Source organism: Brevundimonas sp. TWP1-3 (assembly GCF_049896085.1).
Taxonomy (GTDB): domain Bacteria; phylum Pseudomonadota; class Alphaproteobacteria; order Caulobacterales; family Caulobacteraceae; genus Brevundimonas.
Genome location: NZ_JAFCTP010000002.1, coordinates 660,853 through 679,994, shown reverse-complemented (window position 1 = coordinate 679,994; position 19,142 = coordinate 660,853). Strand labels below are relative to the sequence as shown.

Here is a 19,142-nt window from a genome sequence, read left to right as displayed (position 1 = left end):
TGACTGTCCGGTGCTTCTCGGCGACTGCCACATCTGTTTCCGGCAGCCCCCTCATCCGGCCCTACGGTCCACCTTCTCCCCCGAGGGGAGAAGGATCAAGAGGCCGCGCAACCCTCAAAGCCAGCCTTCAGCGCCGCCTCGTCCAGATCGCGGCCGATGAAGACGGCGCGGCTCCAGCGGCGTTCGGCCACGCCCCATTCGCGTTGCAGGTCGCCCTCTAGGATCATGTGAACGGCTTGGAAGACCAAGCGGCGGTTCTCGCCTTGGACGTCGATGATGCCCTTGGCGCGCAGGATGTTCTGACCCTGTTCGCCCAGCAGCCGGTCCAGCCAGGCGGTGAACTTGGCGCCGTCCAGGGGGCGGTCCAGCGACAGGGAGATGCCCTTGATGTCATCCTGGTGCGCATGACCCCGGGCTCCATGAGAATGCGCGCCGTGTGAGTGATCATGGTGATGATGGTCGTGTCCATGATCGTGGTCGTGATCGTGGTTATCGTGCCCGCAGGCCTCGTCATGCACATGGCCGTCCGCGCCGTGCGGCGGGTTCACGAAGTCCGGCCGAACCTCCAGAATCCGGTCAAGGTCGAAGGCGTGCAGGCCCAGCACCTGGTCCAGCGGCACGTTCGAACGCTCGGCGCGGACGATGGGGGCCAGGGGGTTCAGCGCCCGCAGCCGGGCCTCGACCGCGTCCAGCTCTTCCGGGGTCGCCAGATCCACCTTGTTCAGGATGATCCGGTCGGCGAAGGCCACCTGTTCGCGGGCTTCCCTGGAGTCGTCCAGCCGCGCCATCACATGTTTGGCGTCGACCAGGGTGGTGACGCTGTCCAGCTGGGTCTTGGCCTTGACGTCCTCATCGACGAAGAAGGTCTGGGCCACCGGGCCGGGGTCGGCCAGGCCCGTGGTCTCGACGATGATGGCGTCGAAGGCGGGCTTGCCGGGCCGCTGGCGCTTCATCAGGCCTGCGACAACGCGGATCAGGTCGCCGCGCACCGTGCAGCAGACGCAGCCGTTGTTCATCTCGAACACGTCCTCGTCGGCGCCGACCACCAGGTCGTTGTCGATGCCGATCTCGCCGAACTCGTTGACGATGACGGCGTAGCGCTTGCCGTGATCCTCGGTCAGGATCCGGTTCAGCAGCGTCGTCTTGCCCGCGCCGAGATAGCCGGTCAGGACGGTGACAGGGATCTTGCCAGTTGCGGCGGTCGAAACGGGGGCGGCGAGGGTGTCGGTCATAGGCCGCTAGATGGCGGCTGACGTTCCATTTGGGAAGAGGGGGCGGTCAGGCCTTCTTCACGAACTCGACGCGCAGGACCAGGCCGCGCACCTTGTCGACATTGGCTTCGATCTCGTCGGTGTCGCCGGTCAGACGGATGTTCTTGACCAGGGTCCCGCGCTTCAGCGTCACGCCGCCCGAGCCTTTGACCTTCAAATCCTTGATCAGGGTCACGCTGTCGCCGTCGGCCAGGATGTTGCCGTTGGAATCTTTGGTCACATCGTCGGTCATGGCGAAGCTTCTAGCGAGCCAGCCCATCTGCGTCACCAAATATCCGCGCGCTGCGTGTGGATATAAGCGCTGTCGCGGGCTCAAGTAGCGCGAAGCGCGATAGCCCTAACAAGGAACCGACGCCGTCAGGCGTCGGGGACATTGGCGTCCAGTTCGTCCAGCCACACCCGCGCATTGCCGTCCGACGGGGCGCGCCAGTCGCCGCGCGGGGACAGAGAGCCGCCGGTCACCACCTTCGGCCCGTTCGGCAGGGCCGAGCGTTTGAACTGGGCGGTCTGGAAGAAGCGGATCAGGAACTTCCTCAGCCAAGCCTTGATGGTCGCCAGATCGTATTCGACCTTTTCGTCCTCGGGCGTGTTGGCGGGCCAATATCCGGCGCCGGCGTCGCTCCAGGCCTGGTGCGCCAGGAAGGCGACCTTGGACGGCTTCAGGCCGAAGCGGCTGATGTAGAACAGGAAGAAGTCGTTCAGCGCATAGGGGCCGACCGTCCCCTCGGTCGACTGGATCACGCCATCCTTCGCCGGCACCAGCTCGGGCGAGATTTCGGTGTCCAGAATGGCGTGCAGGGTCTCGCGCGCGCCCGCGCCGATCAGGTCGCCGGCCGCCACCCATCGGATCAGGTGCCGGATCAGCGTCTTCGCCACCCCGCCGTTGACGTTGTAGTGGCTCATGTGGTCGCCGACGCCATAGGTGGCCCAGCCCAAGGCCAGTTCCGACAGGTCGCCGGTGCCCAGGACGAAGGCCCGGTTCTGGTTGGCCAGGCGGAACAGATAATCGGTCCTGAGGCCCGCCTGCACATTCTCGAATGTGATGTCGTGGACGGGTTCGCCCGCGGCGTAGGGGTGGCCGATGTCCTTGAACATCTGTTCGGCGGCGGGGCGGATGTCGATCTCGGCCCCCGTCACGCCCAGGGCCTTCATCAGGGCCCAAGCGTTGGATTTGGTCCCATCCGAGGTCGCGAAGCCCGGCATCGTATAGGCCAGGATCTGGGTGCGCGGCAGGTCCAGCCGGTCGAAGGCGCGGCAGGCGACCAGCAGGGCCTGGGTCGAATCCAGCCCGCCCGACACGCCGATGACCAGCCTTTCGGCCTTCGTCGCCGTCATCCGGCGCATCAACCCCTGGACCTGGATGTTGAAGGCCTCGTAGCAGTCCTGATCCAGCCGTCCAGCGTCGTCCGGCACGAAGGGGAAACGGTCCAGTGGCCGGATCAGCTCGCTCTTGACCGCATCCTCGCGCGCCATGAAGGGCACGACGGTCGCCGGCTCGCCTTCGTTCCTCGCGCATTCGGCGAAGGTGCCGTTGCGCAGGCGATCCAGCCCGATCCGGTCCACGTCCACGTCGGCGATGGTCAGATGGCTTTCCAGCGAAAATCGCTCGCCCTCGGCCAGTTTCGACCCCAGCTCATGGATCGTCGCCTGACCGTCCCACGCCAGGTCGGTGGTGCTTTCGCCCCAGCCCGAGGCGGTGAAGACATAGGCCGACAGGGTGCGGGCCGAATGGCTGGCGCTGAGCATAGCGCGCTCGTCGGCCTTGCCGATGACGATGTTGGAGGCCGACAGGTTCAGCAGGATGCGCGCCCCCGCCAGCGCCGCCCGCGTCGAGGGGGGCAGGGGCGCCCAATAGTCCTCGCAGATCTCGACCGCGAAGACGAAGCCCGGCCGGTTCACCGCCTCGAACAGCAGGCCTGGCGCGAAATCGATGGTTTCGCCATTTAGCTGGATCACATCCTCGGCGCGCGCCGTCGCCGGGGCGAACCAGCGTTTCTCGTAATATTCCCGGTAGTTGGGCAGATAGGTCTTGGGCACGACGCCCAGAACCTCGCCGGCGCCCACCACCACGGCGCAGTTGTACAGGGCGTCGCCGTTGCGGATCGGCGCCCCGACCACGGCGACCAGATCATGCTCCCCCGTCGCTTGGGCGATGACCGCGATCTGGCGTTCCACCTCTTCCAGCAAAGCCGCCTGCATGTGCAGGTCGTCGATGGCGTAGGCCGACAGCGACAGCTCGGGAAACACCATCAGGTCCACGCCCTGCTCGCACGCCTGACGGATCAGGGCGACGTGTTCCTCCGCATTGGCCTTGGGATCGCCGACATGGCTGACCGGCGTCGCCGCCGCTACGCGCACTAAGCCGTGGGTCTTGGGCGAGAAGAAGGAGGGGGCGTCTACCATCGGATCGTCCGCTGCATCCGGCGTGCGCCGGTCGTCGCCCTTCATATAGGTCGGAAAGACGAAGGGCGAGAATCCCTCGCTCGACCGGGGCGATCATGCAGGCGGGATGGAGGTTCGATCAAACCCGCCCTCGCCGCCTTGCGCAGCAGATTTCAATATGTAGAGTGCGTGGCAAATAATGGGACTGGCGCAGAAGCCGGACCGCATTCAGGAAACGCACCATGAGACACGCCTTCGCCGCCTCGGTCCTGACCCTCGTTCTTGCCGCCGGTCTCACCGTCGGCGCCGCCCAGGCCGAGGTCATTCGCGCCAACACCCCGGCGGTGGGCCTGACCATCGACCGGATCGGCGCCCTGCCGGATGCGGAGCGCGGCGCCTGGGCCGACTATCTGGCGCGGTCCCAAGCCGCCCATCAGGCGGATCGCGCGGCGCTTGCCGCCGAACTGCCGGCCGGTGCGACACCGCCTCCTGCTCCGCTCGCCATTCGCGGCAACAGTTCGCACATGCCGCTGGATCGCCCCGCCGCCTGGTACGGCTCGGCCGAAGCCCGCGCGGTCGCCGACGCCGTCGTCACCTTCCAGACCCCCGCCGGCGGCTGGAGCAAGAACCAGGACCGCTCCATCGCCCGCCTGCCTGGCCAGCGGTTCTCCAACGACGCCGAGACGATGGAGCAGAACCCGGCCAACTTCGACGCGCCCGCAGACCGGTTCTGGACCTTCGTCGGCACCCTGGACAACAACTCGACCTGGACCGAGATGCGCTACCTGGCCAAGGTCGCGGCCCGGACGCCGGGCGCCCAGGGCGACGCCTGGCGCGCCAGCGTGATCAAGGGCGTCCACTATCTGTTGAACGCCCAGTATCCGAACGGCGGCTGGCCCCAGATCTGGCCGCTGGAAGGTGGCTTCCACGACTCCATCACCTTCAACGACAATGCGGTGGCCGAGGCGGCCATGATCCTGCGCGACGTATACAAAGGCGCGGAAGGCTTCGACTTCGTCCCGGCAGAACTGAAGGTCCGCGCCGGCGAGGCGACGAAAAAGGCCATCGACGTCACCTTGGCCGCCCAGGTCAGACAAAAAGACGAGAGTGGGGGCGACCGCCTGCTGGGCTGGCCGCAACAGGTCGAGCCGATGCGCCTGGTTCCCACCAGCGCCCGCAACTACGAACCCCGTTCCATCGCCAGCGGCGAAACGACCGACATCCTGATCTTCCTGATGGGCGAACCCGATCCGTCGCCTGAAGTCCAGGCCGCCATCCGCGGCGGCGTCGCCTGGCTGGAGGCGAACCGCACCTATGACAAATCGTTCGAGATGACCGACGATGGCCGCAAGCTGATCGACAAGCCAGGCGCCGGCCCGATCTGGTCGCGCAACTACGACCTGGTCACAGGCCGCCCGATCTTCGGCGACAAGGACCAGACGATCCACGACGACGTCAACGGCATCTCCGTCGGCCGCCGCAACGGCTATTCATGGTGGCTCGCCCAGCCCCAGACGGCGCTGGACGCCTATGCGGCTTGGTCGGCAGCGCATCCTTGAGGGCGGAATTGCGCCTTCCGTTAGTCGACTTCGCTGAACCGATCTTGAGATGTAGGTGATCGGCGTCGAAACTGCTCCACATGCTCGACAACCGCCGCCACCTGAGCGCTGGGCGTCGGTCGATCGACTTCCGAATCATATAAAGCTTGAAGATATAACCGGTCCCATTCGGTCATCTGTGTTATGTCATCTGGATTATCGAAAAGATTCATGATGGTCGGTTGATTTGAATAGTCAGATCTCGGATTGACTTGAGCAAGGACGACCATGGCTGTGTAGTCCATCAGGGATTGAAGCGTGATGTCTCCGGTCTTGGTCATGTCGATGATCACGGTCACCGATCGCAGATCGTATCTTACTGCCGATCGCAAGCGACTCACATTTCGGGCGTAATAAATCGGCGCTCGGTGCTCGCCTGTCACGCGGGCGACAGGTTGCCCTGTATCGACAGAGACTGGCAGGGCGACAGGCCACCATCGCACCGGCGCGTCTCCTGTTCGGAACCGGTCCAGCGCCGCAAGTCCCATGTTCGTATTATCGATAGGCGGTCGAAATCTCAGTCGCCATCTCTCCACCATAGCCTCCGCCATGGCTGCGCCATCGTCTGTCGCCACAATCAGCACATTGGACCTGCAGCCTGGAGGCGAAACCTTGACGTCAAGCTCTCTGGCCAACTCTGCTATTCGATCAACCAGCATCTGCCCGTGAGGCGCTGTCATATTCGCCACGCTGATGCAGAGGGGGTCATGCCATCGACCGATTCTTGCGCCGGCGGGCGCCGTTGCGATGCGTCCGACAAACTGCTGTGTCTGTTCCCTCGTAGATAATCCGAGCACGGATATATCTTCCAGATCGACAGGCGCTTGAGTCGATTGCGGCTGAACCTGAAAGCCCGACGAAAGCATGACGCTCACCAGGCCAGCCAACAAAGCCATCATATCTTCTCCGCAAGACTTCTTCAGCGTAGGAGACTGTAGGCCAACATTCCCAAATCACAACTTCCAGTTTTCGGCTGGCCTTGCGCCCTCCCGCTTCTCGTCTGGCCGCAGGGTCAGCACCCGCACACCGTCCTTGGTCACCGCCAAGGTGTGTTCGAACTGGGCCGACAGTTTTCCGTCGCCGGTGACCACGGTCCAGCCGTCGTCCTCGGTGCGGACCGTGCGGACGCCCTGGTTCAGCATCGGTTCGATGGTGAAGGTCATGCCTTCGCGCAGGGTCGCTCCGGTCCCCGCCTTGCCGAAATGCAGCACCTGGGGGTCTTCGTGCATCTCGCGCCCAATGCCGTGGCCGCAATAGTCGCGCACCACCGAATAGCCGGCCTTGCGGGCGTGTTTCTCGATGGCGAAACCGATGTCGCCCAGCTTGGCGCCCGGCCGCACGGCCTGGATGCCTTTCCACATCGCCTCATAGGTGGTGCGGACCAGGCGTCGCGCCTGCGGCCCGACCGATCCGATCAGATAGGTCTTGGAGGAATCGGCGATGAAGCCGTCCTTTTCCAGGGTGATGTCCAGATTGACGATGTCGCCGTCCCTCAGCACCTCGTCCGCCGACGGCACGCCGTGGCAGACGACTTGGTTTCGCGAACTGTTCAGCACGAAGCCATAGCCATACTGGCCCTTGCTGGCCGGCCGCGCCTTCAACTCGTCCACGATGAAGGCCTCGACCCGCTCGTTGATCTCCAGCGTGCTCAGCCTCTCCAGCGTCATCCCGTCCAGATGGGTGAAGACGCAGGCCAGCAGCCGGCCCGCCTCGGCCATCAGCTCGATCTCGGCCGGCGTCTTGATCACGCGGCGGCGTCCGTCGACATTGGAGCGTCTTGGGCAGGCGCATACACGCCCGCCGCCCTCAGCTCGCGCGCCACCAGTTCCTGAAACGTCACGCCCGGATGGGTCTCGCACAACATGCCGATCCTGATCCAGAACGCCGCCTGGGCGTTGATGGAGCGATAGGACGCCTTGGCGGCCCGACGCAGCTGCTCGTGCAGTTCGTCCTCGATGTTGACGATGCCCATGTTCTGGCTCTGGGATATATGAAACGAGTATACTTCGTATATGATCATGCTCAGTCGGCAAGCCGTTTTATTGAGGTCGTCGTGCATGATGGTCTCGTTAGGCGGCCACTGTTAAACAGCGCAGATGACCGCCGCTCCCGTTCAGCCTACCCAAGCCCCTGCCATGGCCGAAACCGCCCCGTCCAAGACGGGCGTCAGTCCGTTCGGCAAGGGGTTCGTCACCGACGCCTGGTATTTCGTCGCCCTTGGCCGCGACGTCGCGGTCGCCAGTCTGAAACGCTACGAGATCATGGGCGAGCCCGTGCTGGTCGGCCGCACCCGCGCGGGCCAGGTCTATGCGATGCGCGACATCTGTCCCCACCGCGCCGCGCCCCTGTCGGCGGGGAAACTGGTCGAGAAGCCCGGCGAGGGCGAGACGGTCGAATGCCCATATCACGGCTGGCGGTTCCGCACCGACGGGGTCTGCGCCGCCATTCCGTCCCTGGTCGAGGATCAGGCGTTCGAGGCGAACCGTATCCGCGTGCGGTCCTATCCGGTGCGCGAGAGCCAGGGGATCGTCTTCGTCTGGATGGCGTCGGACGCGCGCAATCCGATGGAGCCTGACCATGAGCCGCCGATCTTCCCCGGCGTGGTTGGCGGCGAGGCCAAGCTGGTCGAGGCGATGGATTTCGACAGCCATATCGACCACGCCGTCGTCGGCCTGATGGACCCGGCCCATGGCCCCTATGTCCACCAGCAATGGTGGTGGCGGTCAGAGCATTCGATGCACGAAAAAGCCAAGGCGTTCGCGCCGACCGAGTTCGGTTGGGCCATGGTCCGCCACGCGCCATCGTCGAACAGCCGCCTGTACAAGATCCTGGGCGGGGCCCCCGCGACCGAAATCACCTTCCGCCTGCCCGGCTTCCGTTGGGAGCATATCCAGGTCGGCGAGAAGCAGGTCCTGGCCCTGACCTGCCTGACGCCCATCACCGACACCAAGACGCGCATCACCCAGATCTTCTGGTCCGACCACTGGGTCTTCGACCTGGCCAAGCCCTTCCTGCGGATGGGGGTGGTCGCCTTCCTGAAACAGGACGGCGGCATGGTGAACCTGCAGAACGAGGGCTTGCGGTATGACCCCGCCCTGATCTGGATCGACGATGCCGACCGACAGGCGAAATGGTATCAGCAACTGAAGCGCGAATGGGCCAAGAGTCGCGCCGAGGACCGGCCGTTCGTCAACCCGATCCAGCCTGTGACGCTGAGGTGGAAGAGCTGAACGCCATGTCCTTCTCCCCTCGGGGGAGAAGGTGGCCGAGCGCAGCGAGGTCGGATGAGGGGGCTGTTTCCGCAGCCCGGCTCTCACCATTTCGAGGCGGACAGATACCCCTCATCCGGCCCTTTGGGCCACCTTCTCCCCCAACGGGAGAAGGAAAGTGATTAGATCTTCAACCCGTGCTCGCCGGCCAGATCGGCCAGTTTCACCATCGGGCGCGGGCCCCAGTGGGCGATGACTTCCGACGCCGCCAGCGAGCCCAGCTTGCCGGCCTCTTCCAGGGTCAGGCCACGCGCGACGCCCAGCAGGAAGCCGGCGGCGTACTGGTCGCCGGCGCCCGTCGTGTCGATCACCTTGGCGACCGGATAGGCGGCGACGACGACGCGCTTTTCGCCCTTGATCACGACCGAGCCATGCTCGCCGCGGGTCACGGCTGCGATCTCGACGATGGCGGCCAGTTTCGCGGCCGCGGCGTCGAAGTCTTCGGTCTCGAACAAGGCGCCCAGCTCGGCCTCATTGGCGAGGACGATGTCGGCGGACTGGGTGATGAAGTCCAGCAGTTCGGCGCGCCAGCGGGCGACGACGAAGGTGTCGGACAGGGTGATGGCGACCTTGCGGCCGGCCGTGTGCGCGGCGGCGGCGGCGCGCTCGAAGGCGGCCCGGGCGGGCGCGGGGTCGAACAGATAGCCTTCCAGATAGACGATCTCGCTGGCGCCGATCAGGGCCTCGTCGATGTCGTCGGCGTACAGCTGGTTCGCGGCGCCCAGGAAGGTGGCCATGGTGCGCGCGCCGTCCGACAGGACGTTGATCAGGCAGCGGCCGGTGCCGAAGCCCTTGTCCGCCCCGCCCGTCAGGACCGGGGTGGCGAAGTGGACGCCGGCGGCGCGGATGTCGTGGCTGAACACCTCGCCCAGGGTGTCGTCGGCGACCTTGCCGATATAGGCCGCGCGTCCGCCGAACGAGCCAACGCCCGCCACGGTGTTGCCGGCCGAACCGCCGGAAGCTTCCACGCCCGGCGCCATGGCGTCGTACAGGGCGGCGCTGCGTTCGGCGTCGACCAGCTGCATCGAGTTGGGGGCCAGGTCCTGGGCCGTCAGGAAGGCGGCGTCGCAGGGGCTGAGGACATCGACGATGGCGTTGCCGACGGCGCAGACGTCATATTGGGCGGTGTTCTGGGTCATGGTCGCGCCTTAGCGGTTGAATGACGGCGCGTCACCCGAAAACATATAAGGAAGCCCTTATATGCCTAGTGCCGCTTCGATATGAAGATCGCATGACCCAGATCGCCGTCCTGACCCCCGACCCGTCCGATCGCACCTATATCGGCCGCTGGCCCGACGTGCTGGAGCGGCTGAAGGCGACGCTGGAAAGCACGGGCGCGACGGTTTCACCGACGCCATGGACCGATCACGTGGAGGACGCCTCGGGTCTGGCGGCCTATGATCTGATCCTGCCGGTCATCGCCTGGGGCTATCACCGCGACCATGGGCGCTGGCTGAAGGCGTGCGCGACCTGGACCCAGGCTGACCTGCCGGTCGCCAATCCGGCCGATGTGCTGCGCTGGAACTCGGACAAGGCCTATCTGGCGCGGCTAGCGGACAAGGGTGTGCCGATACCGCCGACCCGATGGAGCGACGGCGTGACCCGGGATCAGGTGGACGCCGCCTTCGCCGAGACCGGGTCGCCGGTGCTGATCGTCAAGCCGACCGTCTCGGCCGGGGCGTTTCGCACCCTGCGTCTTTCTCGCGGCGCCGCCCTGATCGACGCGCCGGAGGGCGCGGCGATGATCCAACCCTATCTGAAATCCATCGAGACCGAGGGCGAGACCTCGCTGCTGTTCTTCGGCGGCCGGTTCAGCCATGCGGTCAACAAGCGGCCCGTGCCCGGGGACTTCCGCATCCAGATGCAGTTCGGCGGCCTCTATTCGACCGTGACGCCGGATGCGCAGGCCATGGCCCTGGCGCAGCAGGTGCTGGCGGCCATCGACGAGCCGCTTCTCTACGCCCGCATCGACCTTGCCCGCGACGACGCCGGGGCCTGGGTATTGATGGAGGCCGAACTGATCGAGCCGGACTTCTATCTGGATCACGACCCGGCGAACGGCGCCGGTTTCGCTCGCGCCGTGCAGGACAGACTAGACGTCTAGAAGCTCTGCCACTCGCCGCCGCCGCCGCCGACGACCAGACGCGGCCTGGCGGGCGCGGTCTCGGCGGCGAAGGCTTCGATGCGGGCCTGGGCCCGTCGGATCGGCGCCGGCGCCTGATCGACGCCGCCGTCGCTGACCTGGAAACGACCGACCAGTTGCGCCATGTCGGCCGCCTCACGATTCAGGTTCAGGCTGGCGGCGGTCGATTGCTCGACCATCGCCGCGTTCTGTTGTGTGACCTGGTCCATCTCGTTGACGGCCGTATTGACCTCGGCCAGGGCCAGTGCCTGCTCCTGGGTCGAGGCGCGGATCTCGCCCATCAGATGGGTGATGTCGTTGATGCGCTGAGCGATGCCGGAAAGGGCTTTACCGGACTGGCGCACCAGGGTGACGCCGTCCTTGACCTGCGCCCCGCTGGCCGAAATCAGGGTCTTGATCTCTCGCGCCGAGTCCGCCGAGCGCTGGGCCAGGGCTCGCACTTCCGAGGCCACGACCGCAAAGCCGCGACCGGCCTCACCGGCTCGGGCCGCTTCAACGCCCGCGTTCAGGGCCAGAAGATTGGTCTGGAAAGCGATTTCGTCGATGACGCCGATGATCTGGCTGATCTGGGTCGAGGACGCCTCGATCTCGCCCATCGCCGCAATGGCGCGCTGGACGACGCCGCCGCCGGTTTCGGCCTGGGCGCGCGTCTGGGTCACGACCGTGTCGGCGGCCTGGGCGTTCTCGGCCGCCTTGCGGACGGTGGCGGTGATTTCATCCAGGGCGGCGGCTGTCTCTTCCAGCGTCGCGGCCTGGCGTTCGGTGCGGCGCGACAGGTCCTCGGCGGCGCTGCTGATCTCGCCGGCGCCGGACTGCATCGAACCTGCGTTGCTGCGAATGACGGCGACGGCCTGGTCCAGGGCGCCCATGGCGCGATTGAAGTCGTCGCGCAGCACGGCGTAATCGCCGGGGAAGGCCTCGTCGATGCGATAGGACAGGTCGCCCGCCGCCAGGGCCGACAGGCCTTGTCCCGTGGCCTTGACGACCAGGGCCTGCGTCTGAGCCGCCATTTGCTCCGCCTCGATGCGACGCTGGCGCTCCGCCTCGACCGCCGTCACGTCAATGGCGAATTTGACGACCTTGTAGGGTTTTCCATCGACATCCAAGATCGGGTTGTAGCTGGCCTCGATCACCGCGCGGACGCCGCCCTTGCCGTAGCGGACGAACTTGCCGGCGACGAACTCGCCGGCGTTCAGCCTGCGCCACAGGTCGGCGTAGTCTGGCGAGGCTGTCTCGGCAGGATCAACGAAGATCCGGTGATGCCGACCCTGAACCTCGTCCAGGCTGTAGCCGACCACGGCGAGGAAGTTGGGGTTGGCCGTGACGATCGTGCCGTCCAGGTCGAATTCGATCACCGCCTGGACGCGCCCAAGGGCCGCGACCATCTCGCGCATTTCCTGAAGCTCTTCCGCGTCGCGGCGTCTTTGGCGGTGGCCGAACATCTGCAGGTTCCTTCTGAACAGGGTCGCCGGCAGTAGAGTTATCTACCTAATAAATGATTATATCAGAGTTGGTATATTTTTGAGTTTCGATGGAACCGATCGCCTCGGTTCTTTTTGGCCCGTGCGAAGCGTGTTCTAAAGGCCGTCATGGCTTCCCAATCACGCGCCGAGGGACGTATTCCCGACCTGGAGATCGACGCCCAACTGTGTCTGGCGCTCCAGACGAGCAGCAGTCTGGTGACGCGCCTTTATCGGCGTTTGCTGGACCCCTTGGGCCTGACCCATCCGCAGTACCTCATCCTTCTCGCCCTGTGGGAGACGCAAGGCCCCGTGACCATGGGCGAGGTTGGCCGCCGCACCCATATGGAGACGGGCGCCCTGACCCCACAGGTCAAGAAAATGGAAGCCGCCGGTCTGCTTGATCGTCGGCGCGACGAAAAGGACGAACGCAAGGTCTGGGTCCAGCCCACGGCAAAGGCCTGGGGCCTGAGACCGCAGGTTCTGGACGTTCGACGCGAGGTCGTGGACCGTCTGCCGCTCTCCGACCCGCAGATCGCCCAGTTGCGCGACCTGCTTCAGAAAATGATCGCCGATCTGGAAGCCAACGAGAGCTTGAGCGGGACGCCTTCGGAACTCCCGCCGGACGCCGGCTCCTAGCCCGCCTCGCCCAGGGCCAGCAGTCCGGCTCGCGACGGACACAGGTCGGCGATGAGGCACGACAGGCATTTGGGCTTCTTGGCCGTGCAGGTGTAGCGGCCGTGAAGAATCAGCCAGTGGTGCGCCTTGGGCAGCCAGTCCTCCGGCACGACCTTGAACAATTGGGCCTCCACCTTGTCCGGCGTTGCGGCGTTGGCCAGGCCCAGCCGGTGCGAGACGCGGAACACATGGGTGTCGACCGCGATGGCCGCCTCGATCCCCAGTTCGTTCAGCACCACAGAGGCCGTCTTGCGCCCCACGCCCGGCAGGGCCTGAAGATCGGCGCGGTTCAGCGGGACCTCGCCGCCGTGCTGCTCCAGCACGATGCGGCTCAGGGCGATGACGTTCCTGGCCTTGCCGCGATAAAGGCCGATGGAGGCGATGTAAGGCACAAGCCCCTCCTCGCCCAGGGCCAGCATCTTTTCCGGCGTGTCGGCGACCTTGAACAGCCGGTCGGTCGCCTTGTTCACCGACACGTCGGTCGCCTGGGCCGACAGGGCGACGGCGACGACCAGGGTGTAGGGGTTGGAGAAGTTCAGCTCGGTCTTGGGGTCGGGCATGACGCCGGACAGGCGTTCGAAGATGGTCTCGACCCGGTCTTCGTCCGGCGGCCAGCGCAGCACGGGAATGGCCGCGCCGGTCATGATGGACGGGCGTTTGGCGGGCTTTGCAGCAGGTTTCTTGGCCTTGGTGGGCGTCATGTCTCGCTGTCGCCGTCGTCGCGACGTGGGTCAAGGCCCAGGGCCGTCAGGGCTGCGTCGGCCGCGCGGCGCCCCTCCATCCAGGCGCCGTGCGCCGTGCCGTAGTAGACGGGCGCCGTCGCCTCGCCGGCCAGGAAGATGCGGTCCTCGACCGAGCTGCGCAGTTTCGCCCGGTCCGCCGCATGGCCCGGCAGGGCGTGGGAATAGGCGCCGCGCGACCAGGGATCGACGCCCCATCCGCTGACCGCGACCGCCTCCAGCCGTCTGCGCATGTCCGAGCCCAGGGCCGCGACCAGTTCGGACAGGGCGAAGTCGAACAGAGCGGCCGGGCCTTGCGCCTCCAGCCCCCAAGCCAGGTCGGCGCCGAAATAGGCCTCGATCATCGGCCGCCCGAACGGCCGCAGATGATAGCCGCCGGTCTCGGCCGTGTCGGTGCGGGTCCACAGTTGGGTGTCGGGCTGGAAGTCCCCGGCGCCCCGCACCGTCATATGCACCTTGGACGCCAGACCCAGCGGCACGCCCGCCGTCGCCTCAAGCAGGGCCGGAACGGGCGGGTCGATGCGGATGGTCTCGCTGGCGATCAGACTGTTGGGCACGGTCATGATCACGATACGTGCTGTCAGTTCGCCCCGGTTGGTTTCCAGCCGCAGCAGAGGGCCGGATCGGTCGATGCGACGCACGGCGCAGTCGGTCACCGTGGCCGACGACACGGCCTCGCCCAGGCGCGCGATCAACTGGCCATAGCCTTCGCGCACCCGCCAGTTCACGCCGGTGTCGCCATAGGCGTCGTAATCTAGGCTGGAGACCTCGGCGAAGCGCGCGCCGTTCAAGGCGCCGGAAATGGCGTCCATCCGGGCGTTCCAGCGGCTGTCGGGATCGAAGAAGTCAGCAGCCGGGCGATCCTCGCCCCGCGAAGCCGCCTCGGTGACGCGCTGGTCGAAGGCGGCGAAGGCCTCGCCGAATTCGACCTGATCCGCGCGCGTCATCTCGTGATCGAAGGCCTGGGTGCGCCACGGCGGCGGGGTCTGATCCAGCGTCAGCCCCTCGGCCTCGACCCGACCGGCCAGGACATTGTCGTCGGCCGAGTGCAGCCAGCCGCACCCCATGTCTAGGCCCTCGCCCTCGGCCCTGAGCGTCCAGGCGCGCCCGCCGATCCGCTCGCGGGCTTCCAGCACTAGAATAGACAGGCCAGGCCGCATCAGGCGACGCGCGGCGGCGATCCCGGCCGCGCCGGCGCCGATCACGACGACATCGACCTGGGACGGCAGGGGATTGGAGGCTCGGGCGCGGTCGTTCATGCGGCGAGGACATACACGAAAACGCGTCGTGATCGGGTTTTGCGCGATTGGACATTGATTTTTGGACGGCGGGGTCCATTTTAGCGCCGCTTCAAAACGTCGCACCCTCCCCGGATGTCCAATGTCGCCTGAACTCAAGAAACGCCTGCCGCTGTTCGCGGCGGTCATCGTCGGCCTCGCCCTGATCGTGGGGGGCGTCATCTGGTGGGTGAACGGCCAGCGGTGGGAGACCACCGACAACGCCTTCGTCCAGGCGGACACCACCCTGGTCAGCCCGCAACTGTCGGGCCGGGTGACCGAGGTGCTGGTCGGCGACAACCAGCGGGTCGAGGCGGGGCAGATCCTGGTCAAGCTGGACGATTCCGACCAGAAGGCCGAACTGGCCCAGGCCGAGGCCAATCTGGCCGCCGCCATCGCCGCCGTCGGCCATGTCGACGCCCAGGCCGAACAGGAACAGGCGACCATCGCCGCCCGCGCCGCCTCCGTCGCCCAGGCCAACGCCCAGGCCGGCCTGGCCCGCGCCGAGGTCGATCGCTACGGCAAGCTGGCCGAACAGGGATGGGTTTCGCAGCAGCGCATCCAGACCGAGCGCGCCTCGGCCGCAACCGCCACCGCCGGCGTGCAGCAGGCCCAGGCCGCCCTGGTCGCCGAACAACGCACAGCCGGCGTGCTGGGCTCGACCCGCCAGCAGAGCGTCGCCGCCGTCGAACAGGCCCGCGCCGTCGTCGATCAGGCCCGCATCGCCCTGGAGCGCACCGTCATCCGCGCCCCCGCCGCCGGCGTCGTCGGCGCCCGCAGCGTCCGCGCCGGACAGTATGTCAACGCCGGCACCCAGCTGCTGTCGATCGTGCCCCTGACCCAGACCTATATCGTCGCCAACTTCAAGGAGACGCAGCTGGACAAGGTGCGTCTGGGCCAGACCGTCGAGATTTCGGCCGACGCCTTCCCCGGCCGCAAGATCGAGGGTCGGGTCGACAGCTTCGCCCCCGCCACCGGATCCGAGTTCGCCCTGATCCCGGTCGAGAACGCCACCGGCAACTTCACCAAGATCACCCAGCGCGTGCCGGTGCGGATCGTGGTCAGCGGCGCCGACCGCAGTCTGGCGCTTCGTCCCGGCCTGTCCGTAGACGTCAAGATCGATCTGAAGAGCCAGGGCGGCCAGAGCTTCGGCGAAGCCGCGATCGGGGCCGCGACGACGGGAGCCGCAGGCCAGTGACCGCCGCCGTCCCCGCCGCTGGCGATATCAGCAGTAGCGGCGGGGCCCCTGCCGCGCCCAAGGGCCCCGTCGCCGGCCATCCCGAGATCAGCTGGACCATGCTGCTGCTTGGCTTCGCCGGCATGGTCGTGGGCCAGTTCATGGCCATTCTGGACATCCAGATCGTCGCTGCCTCCCTGCCCCAGATCCAGGCCGGGGTCGGCGCCTCGGCCGACGAGATCAGCTGGATCCAGACCGCCTATCTGATCCCCGAGGTGGTGATGATCCCGCTTTCGGGCTTCCTGTCACGACTGTGGGGGACGCAGCGGCTGTTCCTGGCCTCGTGCGCCGGCTTCGTCCTGATGAGCATCGCCACGGGCCTGTCGTCGTCCATCGACATGATGATCCTGTTCCGGGCCATCCAGGGTTTCGTCGGCGGGGCCATGATCCCGACCGTCTTCGCCGTCGCCTTCACCGCCTTCCCGCCGGACAAGCGGGTCACGGCCAGCGTGGTCATGGGCCTGATCGTCACCCTGGCCCCGACCGTCGGTCCCACCTTGGGCGGACACCTGACCGAGTGGTTGAGCTGGCGCTGGCTGTTCTTCATCAACGTCGGGCCGGGCCTACTGGTGCTGTTCCTGGTCGGGCGGTACGGCAACTTCGACAAGGGCGATCCGACGCTGGCGAAGGGGTTCGACTGGTTGGGCCTGGGCTTCATGGCCGCCTTCCTGATGTCGATGCAGTTCGTGCTGGAGGAAGGGGCCAAGAACGACTGGTTCGACGATACCCACATCCTGCTGCTGGCCGTGGTCGCGGCCGTCGCCGGGCCGGTCTTCATCTGGCGGTCGCTGACCTATCGCCAGCCGATCGTGGAGCTGCGCGCCTTCGGCAACCGCAACTTCCTGGTCGGTTTCATCATGACCTTCATCGTCGGTTTCGCCCTGTTCGGCGGCACCTTCCTGTTGCCGTTGTTCCTGGGTCGGGTGCTGGATTATTCGTCGTCCCAGGTGGGCACCACCATGGTCGTCTCAGGTCTGGCCATGTTCGCCACCGCCCCCTTCGCCGGGCGGCTGGTGCGCAAGATGGACGCGCGCATCCTGATGTTCGGCGGCTTCATGCTGTGCGCCTGGGGCATGTGGGAGGCGCGGGTCGTCACCCAGAACTGGGGCTTCTGGGAGTTCGCCTCGGTCCAGGCGTTCCGCGGCGTGGGGGTCATGCTGGCCATGATCGCTTCGCAACAGGTGACGATGGCGACCCTGCCGCCGCATATGGTCAAGAACGCCTCGGGTCTGGTCAATCTGGCACGCAATGTCGGCGGCGCCTTCGGCCTGGCGATCCTGAATACCAGCCTGACCACCAACACCGCCCTGCACATGGCCGAACTGACCAGCGGCATCACCCAGGGCGACCAGGCGATGCGGCAGATGCTGGCGGGAATGGCGTTGCGCTTCTCCGGCTCCATCGACCCGGCCGCCTCGGCGATGAAGGCCGTCTATGGCATTCTGCAACGCCAGGCGACGACGATGGCGTTCGGCGACGCCTTCGCCCTGTTGGGCATTCTCTGCGCCGGCGCGGCCTTCGTCACCCTGGCGGCGCAACCGGTGAAGGCACAGGCGGGCGCGCCGCCCTCGGACGTCCACTGATGGCGCGCCGCCGCGGTCAGATCGATGAAAAGAAGAGCGAGGCGATCCTGGACGCCGCCGCGACCCTGTTCGCCGACAAGGGGCTGCAGGCCAAGATGGACGAGATCGCCAAGCTGGCCGGCGTCTCCAAACAGACGGTCTACAACCGCTTCGCCTCGAAGCTGGAGATCGCCCAGGCCCTGGCGTCGAAGCGGGTGGAGGACATCATAGCGCCCCTGCGTGGGACCGGCGATCCGCAGACGGTGCTGGAGACCCTTGCCCTGACCCTGCTGGACCGGGTGTGCAGCGCCGACAAGGTCGGCTCGATGCGCGGCGTGGCCCTGGTGTCTGTCGAGGCGCCCGAGATCGCCCACGCCATCTATGAGGCCGGCCCGCGTCGCAGCCTGCGCGAACTGGCGGCCTGGCTGGCGGAACAGACGCGGTTGGGGCGGCTGAACGTCTCCGATCCCGAGGAGGCGGCCGAGATGTTCGCCGGCCTTGTCCTGGGCCACGGCCATTTGCGCGCCATGCTGGACGTGCCGCAGCTGGCGCCCGAGAAGCGCCCGGCGCGGGCCAGGGAGGCGGCCCGAATCTTCGTCGTCGCCCATGCGCCCCCATCCCAAGCGAAGACTTCTTCACCCCGCCGCGCTAGAAGCGCTGGTGTTTTGTAGCCTGAGAGTGTCGCCATGCTGATCCATCTGTCGTCCTGGCCCGAGATCGACGCCCGGCTGAACGACGGCGGTCCTCTGTCGAAGACGGTCGTCGTGCCCATTGGCTCCAACGAGCAGCACGGACCGACGGGCCTTCTGGGCACCGACTGGCTGTGCCCCGAGATCATCGCCCATGCAGCCGAGAAGACCGACGGCGGTCTGATCGTGGCGCCGACGTTCAACATCGGCATGGCCCAGCACCATCTGGCCTTCGCCGGCACCATCAGCTTGCGCCCCTCGACCTTCATGGCCGCGATCACGGACTGGGTCTCGTCGCTGAGCCGGCATGGGTTCGAGCGGATCTATTTCCTGAACGGCCACGGCGGCAACGTCGCCACCATCGAGGCGACCATCTCGGAAATCTACGCGGAGTGGAGCTTCGTCGAGGATCATCAGCCGCCCTTCATCCTGAAGCTGAAGAACTGGTGGGATCTGCCGGGCGTCCACGGCCTGTGCAACCGCCTGTTTCCGACGGGCCACGGGATGCACGCCACGCCGTCCGAGATCGCGGTGACGCAGGCCGCCTATCCCGAGCGGATCAAGACGGCCGACTACAGCCCGCAGATCGCGCCCAACGGCCCCATCCGTGACGCCCTGGACTATCGCGCCCGCTTCCCCGACGGCCGGATCGGCTCGGATCCGGCGCAGGCCAGCCCGGAAAAGGGGCAGCAGATCATCGACGCGGCGATCCCCGCCCTGTTGAGCGACATCGCGGCCTTCGCCGCAGAGACCCAACCTGGAGGTCCTCACTGACCCGCAAGTCCCCCACCGCCGCCAACGCAGCCATCGTCGGCGCCGAGATTCTGGCCGCATCG

18 protein-coding genes are annotated in these 19,142 nt (G+C 66.5%); 8 read left to right on the top strand and 10 right to left on the bottom strand.

Going from position 1 to position 19,142, the window contains the following annotated elements; genetic code table 11:
- Window positions 1-95: 95 nt before the first annotated feature.
- From ACP693_RS15210 to ACP693_RS15200, 3 genes are all read right to left on the bottom strand, one after another.
- Window positions 96-1,232 (bottom strand): CobW family GTP-binding protein, encoded by a 1,137-nt coding sequence (locus ACP693_RS15210; protein ID WP_426020535.1) that lies wholly within the window; start codon window positions 1,230-1,232, stop codon window positions 96-98.
- A gap of 46 nt (window positions 1,233-1,278) precedes the next feature.
- The gene (locus ACP693_RS15205; RefSeq protein WP_159846931.1) at window positions 1,279-1,503 is read right to left on the bottom strand and encodes an alkylphosphonate utilization protein; all 225 of its coding nucleotides are present in this window, start codon (window positions 1,501-1,503) and stop codon (window positions 1,279-1,281) included.
- Window positions 1,504-1,628: 125 nt separating this feature from the next.
- The gene (locus ACP693_RS15200) at window positions 1,629-3,674 is read right to left on the bottom strand and encodes an NAD(+) synthase (RefSeq protein ID WP_426020741.1); all 2,046 of its coding nucleotides are present in this window, start codon (window positions 3,672-3,674) and stop codon (window positions 1,629-1,631) included.
- A gap of 221 nt (window positions 3,675-3,895) precedes the next feature.
- Between ACP693_RS15200 and pelA the strand changes: the two genes are divergently transcribed.
- Window positions 3,896-5,212: a pectate lyase gene (pelA, locus tag ACP693_RS15195; protein ID WP_426020534.1), complete on the top strand. Its 1,317-nt coding sequence runs from the start codon at window positions 3,896-3,898 to the stop codon at window positions 5,210-5,212.
- A gap of 20 nt (window positions 5,213-5,232) precedes the next feature.
- Here the strand turns inward: pelA and ACP693_RS15190 are convergent, their stop codons facing one another.
- Genes ACP693_RS15190 through ACP693_RS15180 form a run of 3 tightly spaced genes read right to left on the bottom strand, consistent with a single transcriptional unit; the run spans window position 5,233 to window position 7,223 of the window.
- Window positions 5,233-6,150: a hypothetical protein gene (locus tag ACP693_RS15190; RefSeq protein WP_426020533.1), complete on the bottom strand. Its 918-nt coding sequence runs from the start codon at window positions 6,148-6,150 to the stop codon at window positions 5,233-5,235.
- A 54-nt stretch (window positions 6,151-6,204) separates the two neighbouring features.
- Window positions 6,205-6,999, bottom strand: coding sequence for a type I methionyl aminopeptidase (gene map, locus ACP693_RS15185; RefSeq protein ID WP_426020532.1), 795 nt, complete (start codon window positions 6,997-6,999; stop codon window positions 6,205-6,207).
- Window positions 6,996-7,223 carry a ParD-like family protein gene (locus ACP693_RS15180; RefSeq protein ID WP_426020740.1) on the bottom strand — a complete coding sequence of 76 codons (228 nt, stop codon included), beginning with the start codon at window positions 7,221-7,223 and terminating at the stop codon, window positions 6,996-6,998. Before ACP693_RS15180 ends, map begins: the two co-directional genes overlap by 4 nt.
- Window positions 7,224-7,386: 163 nt before the next feature.
- Between ACP693_RS15180 and ACP693_RS15175 the strand changes: the two genes are divergently transcribed.
- A complete protein-coding gene (locus tag ACP693_RS15175; RefSeq protein WP_426020531.1) occupies window positions 7,387-8,481 on the top strand; it encodes a Rieske 2Fe-2S domain-containing protein in 1,095 nt (364 codons plus the stop codon).
- Window positions 8,482-8,642: 161 nt separating this feature from the next.
- Here ACP693_RS15175 and ACP693_RS15170 read toward each other — a convergent pair whose 3' ends face one another.
- Window positions 8,643-9,659, bottom strand: coding sequence for an adenosine kinase (locus tag ACP693_RS15170; protein ID WP_426020530.1), 1,017 nt, complete (start codon window positions 9,657-9,659; stop codon window positions 8,643-8,645).
- Between the two features lie 92 nt (window positions 9,660-9,751).
- On the opposite strand from ACP693_RS15170, the gene ACP693_RS15165 reads away from it, so the two are divergent.
- The gene (locus tag ACP693_RS15165) at window positions 9,752-10,624 is read left to right on the top strand and encodes an ATP-grasp domain-containing protein (RefSeq protein ID WP_426020529.1); all 873 of its coding nucleotides are present in this window, start codon (window positions 9,752-9,754) and stop codon (window positions 10,622-10,624) included.
- On the opposite strand, the gene ACP693_RS15160 is transcribed toward ACP693_RS15165, so the two are convergent.
- A complete protein-coding gene (locus ACP693_RS15160; RefSeq protein ID WP_426020528.1) occupies window positions 10,621-12,105 on the bottom strand; it encodes a methyl-accepting chemotaxis protein in 1,485 nt (494 codons plus the stop codon). The two genes, ACP693_RS15165 and ACP693_RS15160, sit on opposite strands and share 4 nt — an antisense overlap.
- Window positions 12,106-12,252: 147 nt before the next feature.
- Between ACP693_RS15160 and ACP693_RS15155 the strand changes: the two genes are divergently transcribed.
- Complete coding sequence (locus tag ACP693_RS15155; RefSeq protein ID WP_426020527.1) at window positions 12,253-12,762, top strand: MarR family winged helix-turn-helix transcriptional regulator; 510 nt, start codon at window positions 12,253-12,255, stop codon at window positions 12,760-12,762.
- Here the strand turns inward: ACP693_RS15155 and nth are convergent.
- Together nth and ACP693_RS15145 are read right to left on the bottom strand one after the other, a co-directional pair.
- Complete coding sequence (gene nth / locus ACP693_RS15150; protein ID WP_426020526.1) at window positions 12,759-13,502, bottom strand: endonuclease III; 744 nt, start codon at window positions 13,500-13,502, stop codon at window positions 12,759-12,761. The two genes, ACP693_RS15155 and nth, sit on opposite strands and share 4 nt — an antisense overlap.
- The gene (locus ACP693_RS15145) at window positions 13,499-14,800 is read right to left on the bottom strand and encodes a flavin monoamine oxidase family protein (protein WP_426020525.1); all 1,302 of its coding nucleotides are present in this window, start codon (window positions 14,798-14,800) and stop codon (window positions 13,499-13,501) included. The genes nth and ACP693_RS15145 overlap by 4 nt, the downstream gene beginning before the upstream one ends.
- A 121-nt stretch (window positions 14,801-14,921) precedes the next feature.
- On the opposite strand from ACP693_RS15145, the gene ACP693_RS15140 reads away from it, so the two are divergent.
- Genes ACP693_RS15140 through ACP693_RS15125 form a run of 4 tightly spaced genes read left to right on the top strand, consistent with a single transcriptional unit; the run spans window position 14,922 to window position 19,080 of the window.
- Entirely contained in the window at window positions 14,922-16,016 is a 1,095-nt protein-coding gene (locus tag ACP693_RS15140) for an HlyD family secretion protein (protein WP_426020524.1), read from the top strand.
- Window positions 16,013-17,638, top strand: a complete 1,626-nt coding sequence (locus ACP693_RS15135; RefSeq protein ID WP_426020523.1) for a DHA2 family efflux MFS transporter permease subunit — start codon at window positions 16,013-16,015, stop codon at window positions 17,636-17,638. Before ACP693_RS15140 ends, ACP693_RS15135 begins: the two co-directional genes overlap by 4 nt.
- Window positions 17,638-18,288, top strand: coding sequence for a TetR/AcrR family transcriptional regulator (locus ACP693_RS15130; protein WP_426020522.1), 651 nt, complete (start codon window positions 17,638-17,640; stop codon window positions 18,286-18,288). The genes ACP693_RS15135 and ACP693_RS15130 overlap by 1 nt, the downstream gene beginning before the upstream one ends.
- A 15-nt stretch (window positions 18,289-18,303) precedes the next feature.
- On the top strand, window positions 18,304-19,080 hold the full coding sequence (locus ACP693_RS15125) for a creatininase family protein (RefSeq protein ID WP_426020521.1): 777 nt from the start codon (window positions 18,304-18,306) through the stop codon (window positions 19,078-19,080).
- The last annotated feature ends 62 nt before the right edge of the window (window positions 19,081-19,142 follow it).

What these genes read in the sequence shown, in the direction of transcription:
- ACP693_RS15155 (WP_426020527.1), top strand. Translation starts at nt 12,253, where the DNA reads ATGGCTTCCCAATCACGCGCCGAGGGACGTATTCCCGACCTGGAGATC.
- ACP693_RS15145 (WP_426020525.1), bottom strand. Translation starts at nt 14,800, where the DNA reads ATGAACGACCGCGCCCGAGCCTCCAATCCCCTGCCGTCCCAGGTCGAT.
- pelA (WP_426020534.1), top strand. Translation starts at nt 3,896, where the DNA reads ATGAGACACGCCTTCGCCGCCTCGGTCCTGACCCTCGTTCTTGCCGCC.
- ACP693_RS15140 (WP_426020524.1), top strand. Translation starts at nt 14,922, where the DNA reads ATGTCGCCTGAACTCAAGAAACGCCTGCCGCTGTTCGCGGCGGTCATC.
- nth (WP_426020526.1), bottom strand. Translation starts at nt 13,502, where the DNA reads ATGACGCCCACCAAGGCCAAGAAACCTGCTGCAAAGCCCGCCAAACGC.
- ACP693_RS15200 (WP_426020741.1), bottom strand. Translation starts at nt 3,674, where the DNA reads ATGGTAGACGCCCCCTCCTTCTTCTCGCCCAAGACCCACGGCTTAGTG.
- ACP693_RS15190 (WP_426020533.1), bottom strand. Translation starts at nt 6,150, where the DNA reads ATGATGGCTTTGTTGGCTGGCCTGGTGAGCGTCATGCTTTCGTCGGGC.
- ACP693_RS15130 (WP_426020522.1), top strand. Translation starts at nt 17,638, where the DNA reads ATGGCGCGCCGCCGCGGTCAGATCGATGAAAAGAAGAGCGAGGCGATC.
- ACP693_RS15180 (WP_426020740.1), bottom strand. Translation starts at nt 7,223, where the DNA reads ATGGGCATCGTCAACATCGAGGACGAACTGCACGAGCAGCTGCGTCGG.
- ACP693_RS15175 (WP_426020531.1), top strand. Translation starts at nt 7,387, where the DNA reads ATGGCCGAAACCGCCCCGTCCAAGACGGGCGTCAGTCCGTTCGGCAAG.
- ACP693_RS15125 (WP_426020521.1), top strand. Translation starts at nt 18,304, where the DNA reads ATGCTGATCCATCTGTCGTCCTGGCCCGAGATCGACGCCCGGCTGAAC.
- ACP693_RS15165 (WP_426020529.1), top strand. Translation starts at nt 9,752, where the DNA reads ATGACCCAGATCGCCGTCCTGACCCCCGACCCGTCCGATCGCACCTAT.
- ACP693_RS15210 (WP_426020535.1), bottom strand. Translation starts at nt 1,232, where the DNA reads ATGACCGACACCCTCGCCGCCCCCGTTTCGACCGCCGCAACTGGCAAG.
- ACP693_RS15205 (WP_159846931.1), bottom strand. Translation starts at nt 1,503, where the DNA reads ATGACCGACGATGTGACCAAAGATTCCAACGGCAACATCCTGGCCGAC.
- ACP693_RS15170 (WP_426020530.1), bottom strand. Translation starts at nt 9,659, where the DNA reads ATGACCCAGAACACCGCCCAATATGACGTCTGCGCCGTCGGCAACGCC.
- ACP693_RS15160 (WP_426020528.1), bottom strand. Translation starts at nt 12,105, where the DNA reads ATGTTCGGCCACCGCCAAAGACGCCGCGACGCGGAAGAGCTTCAGGAA.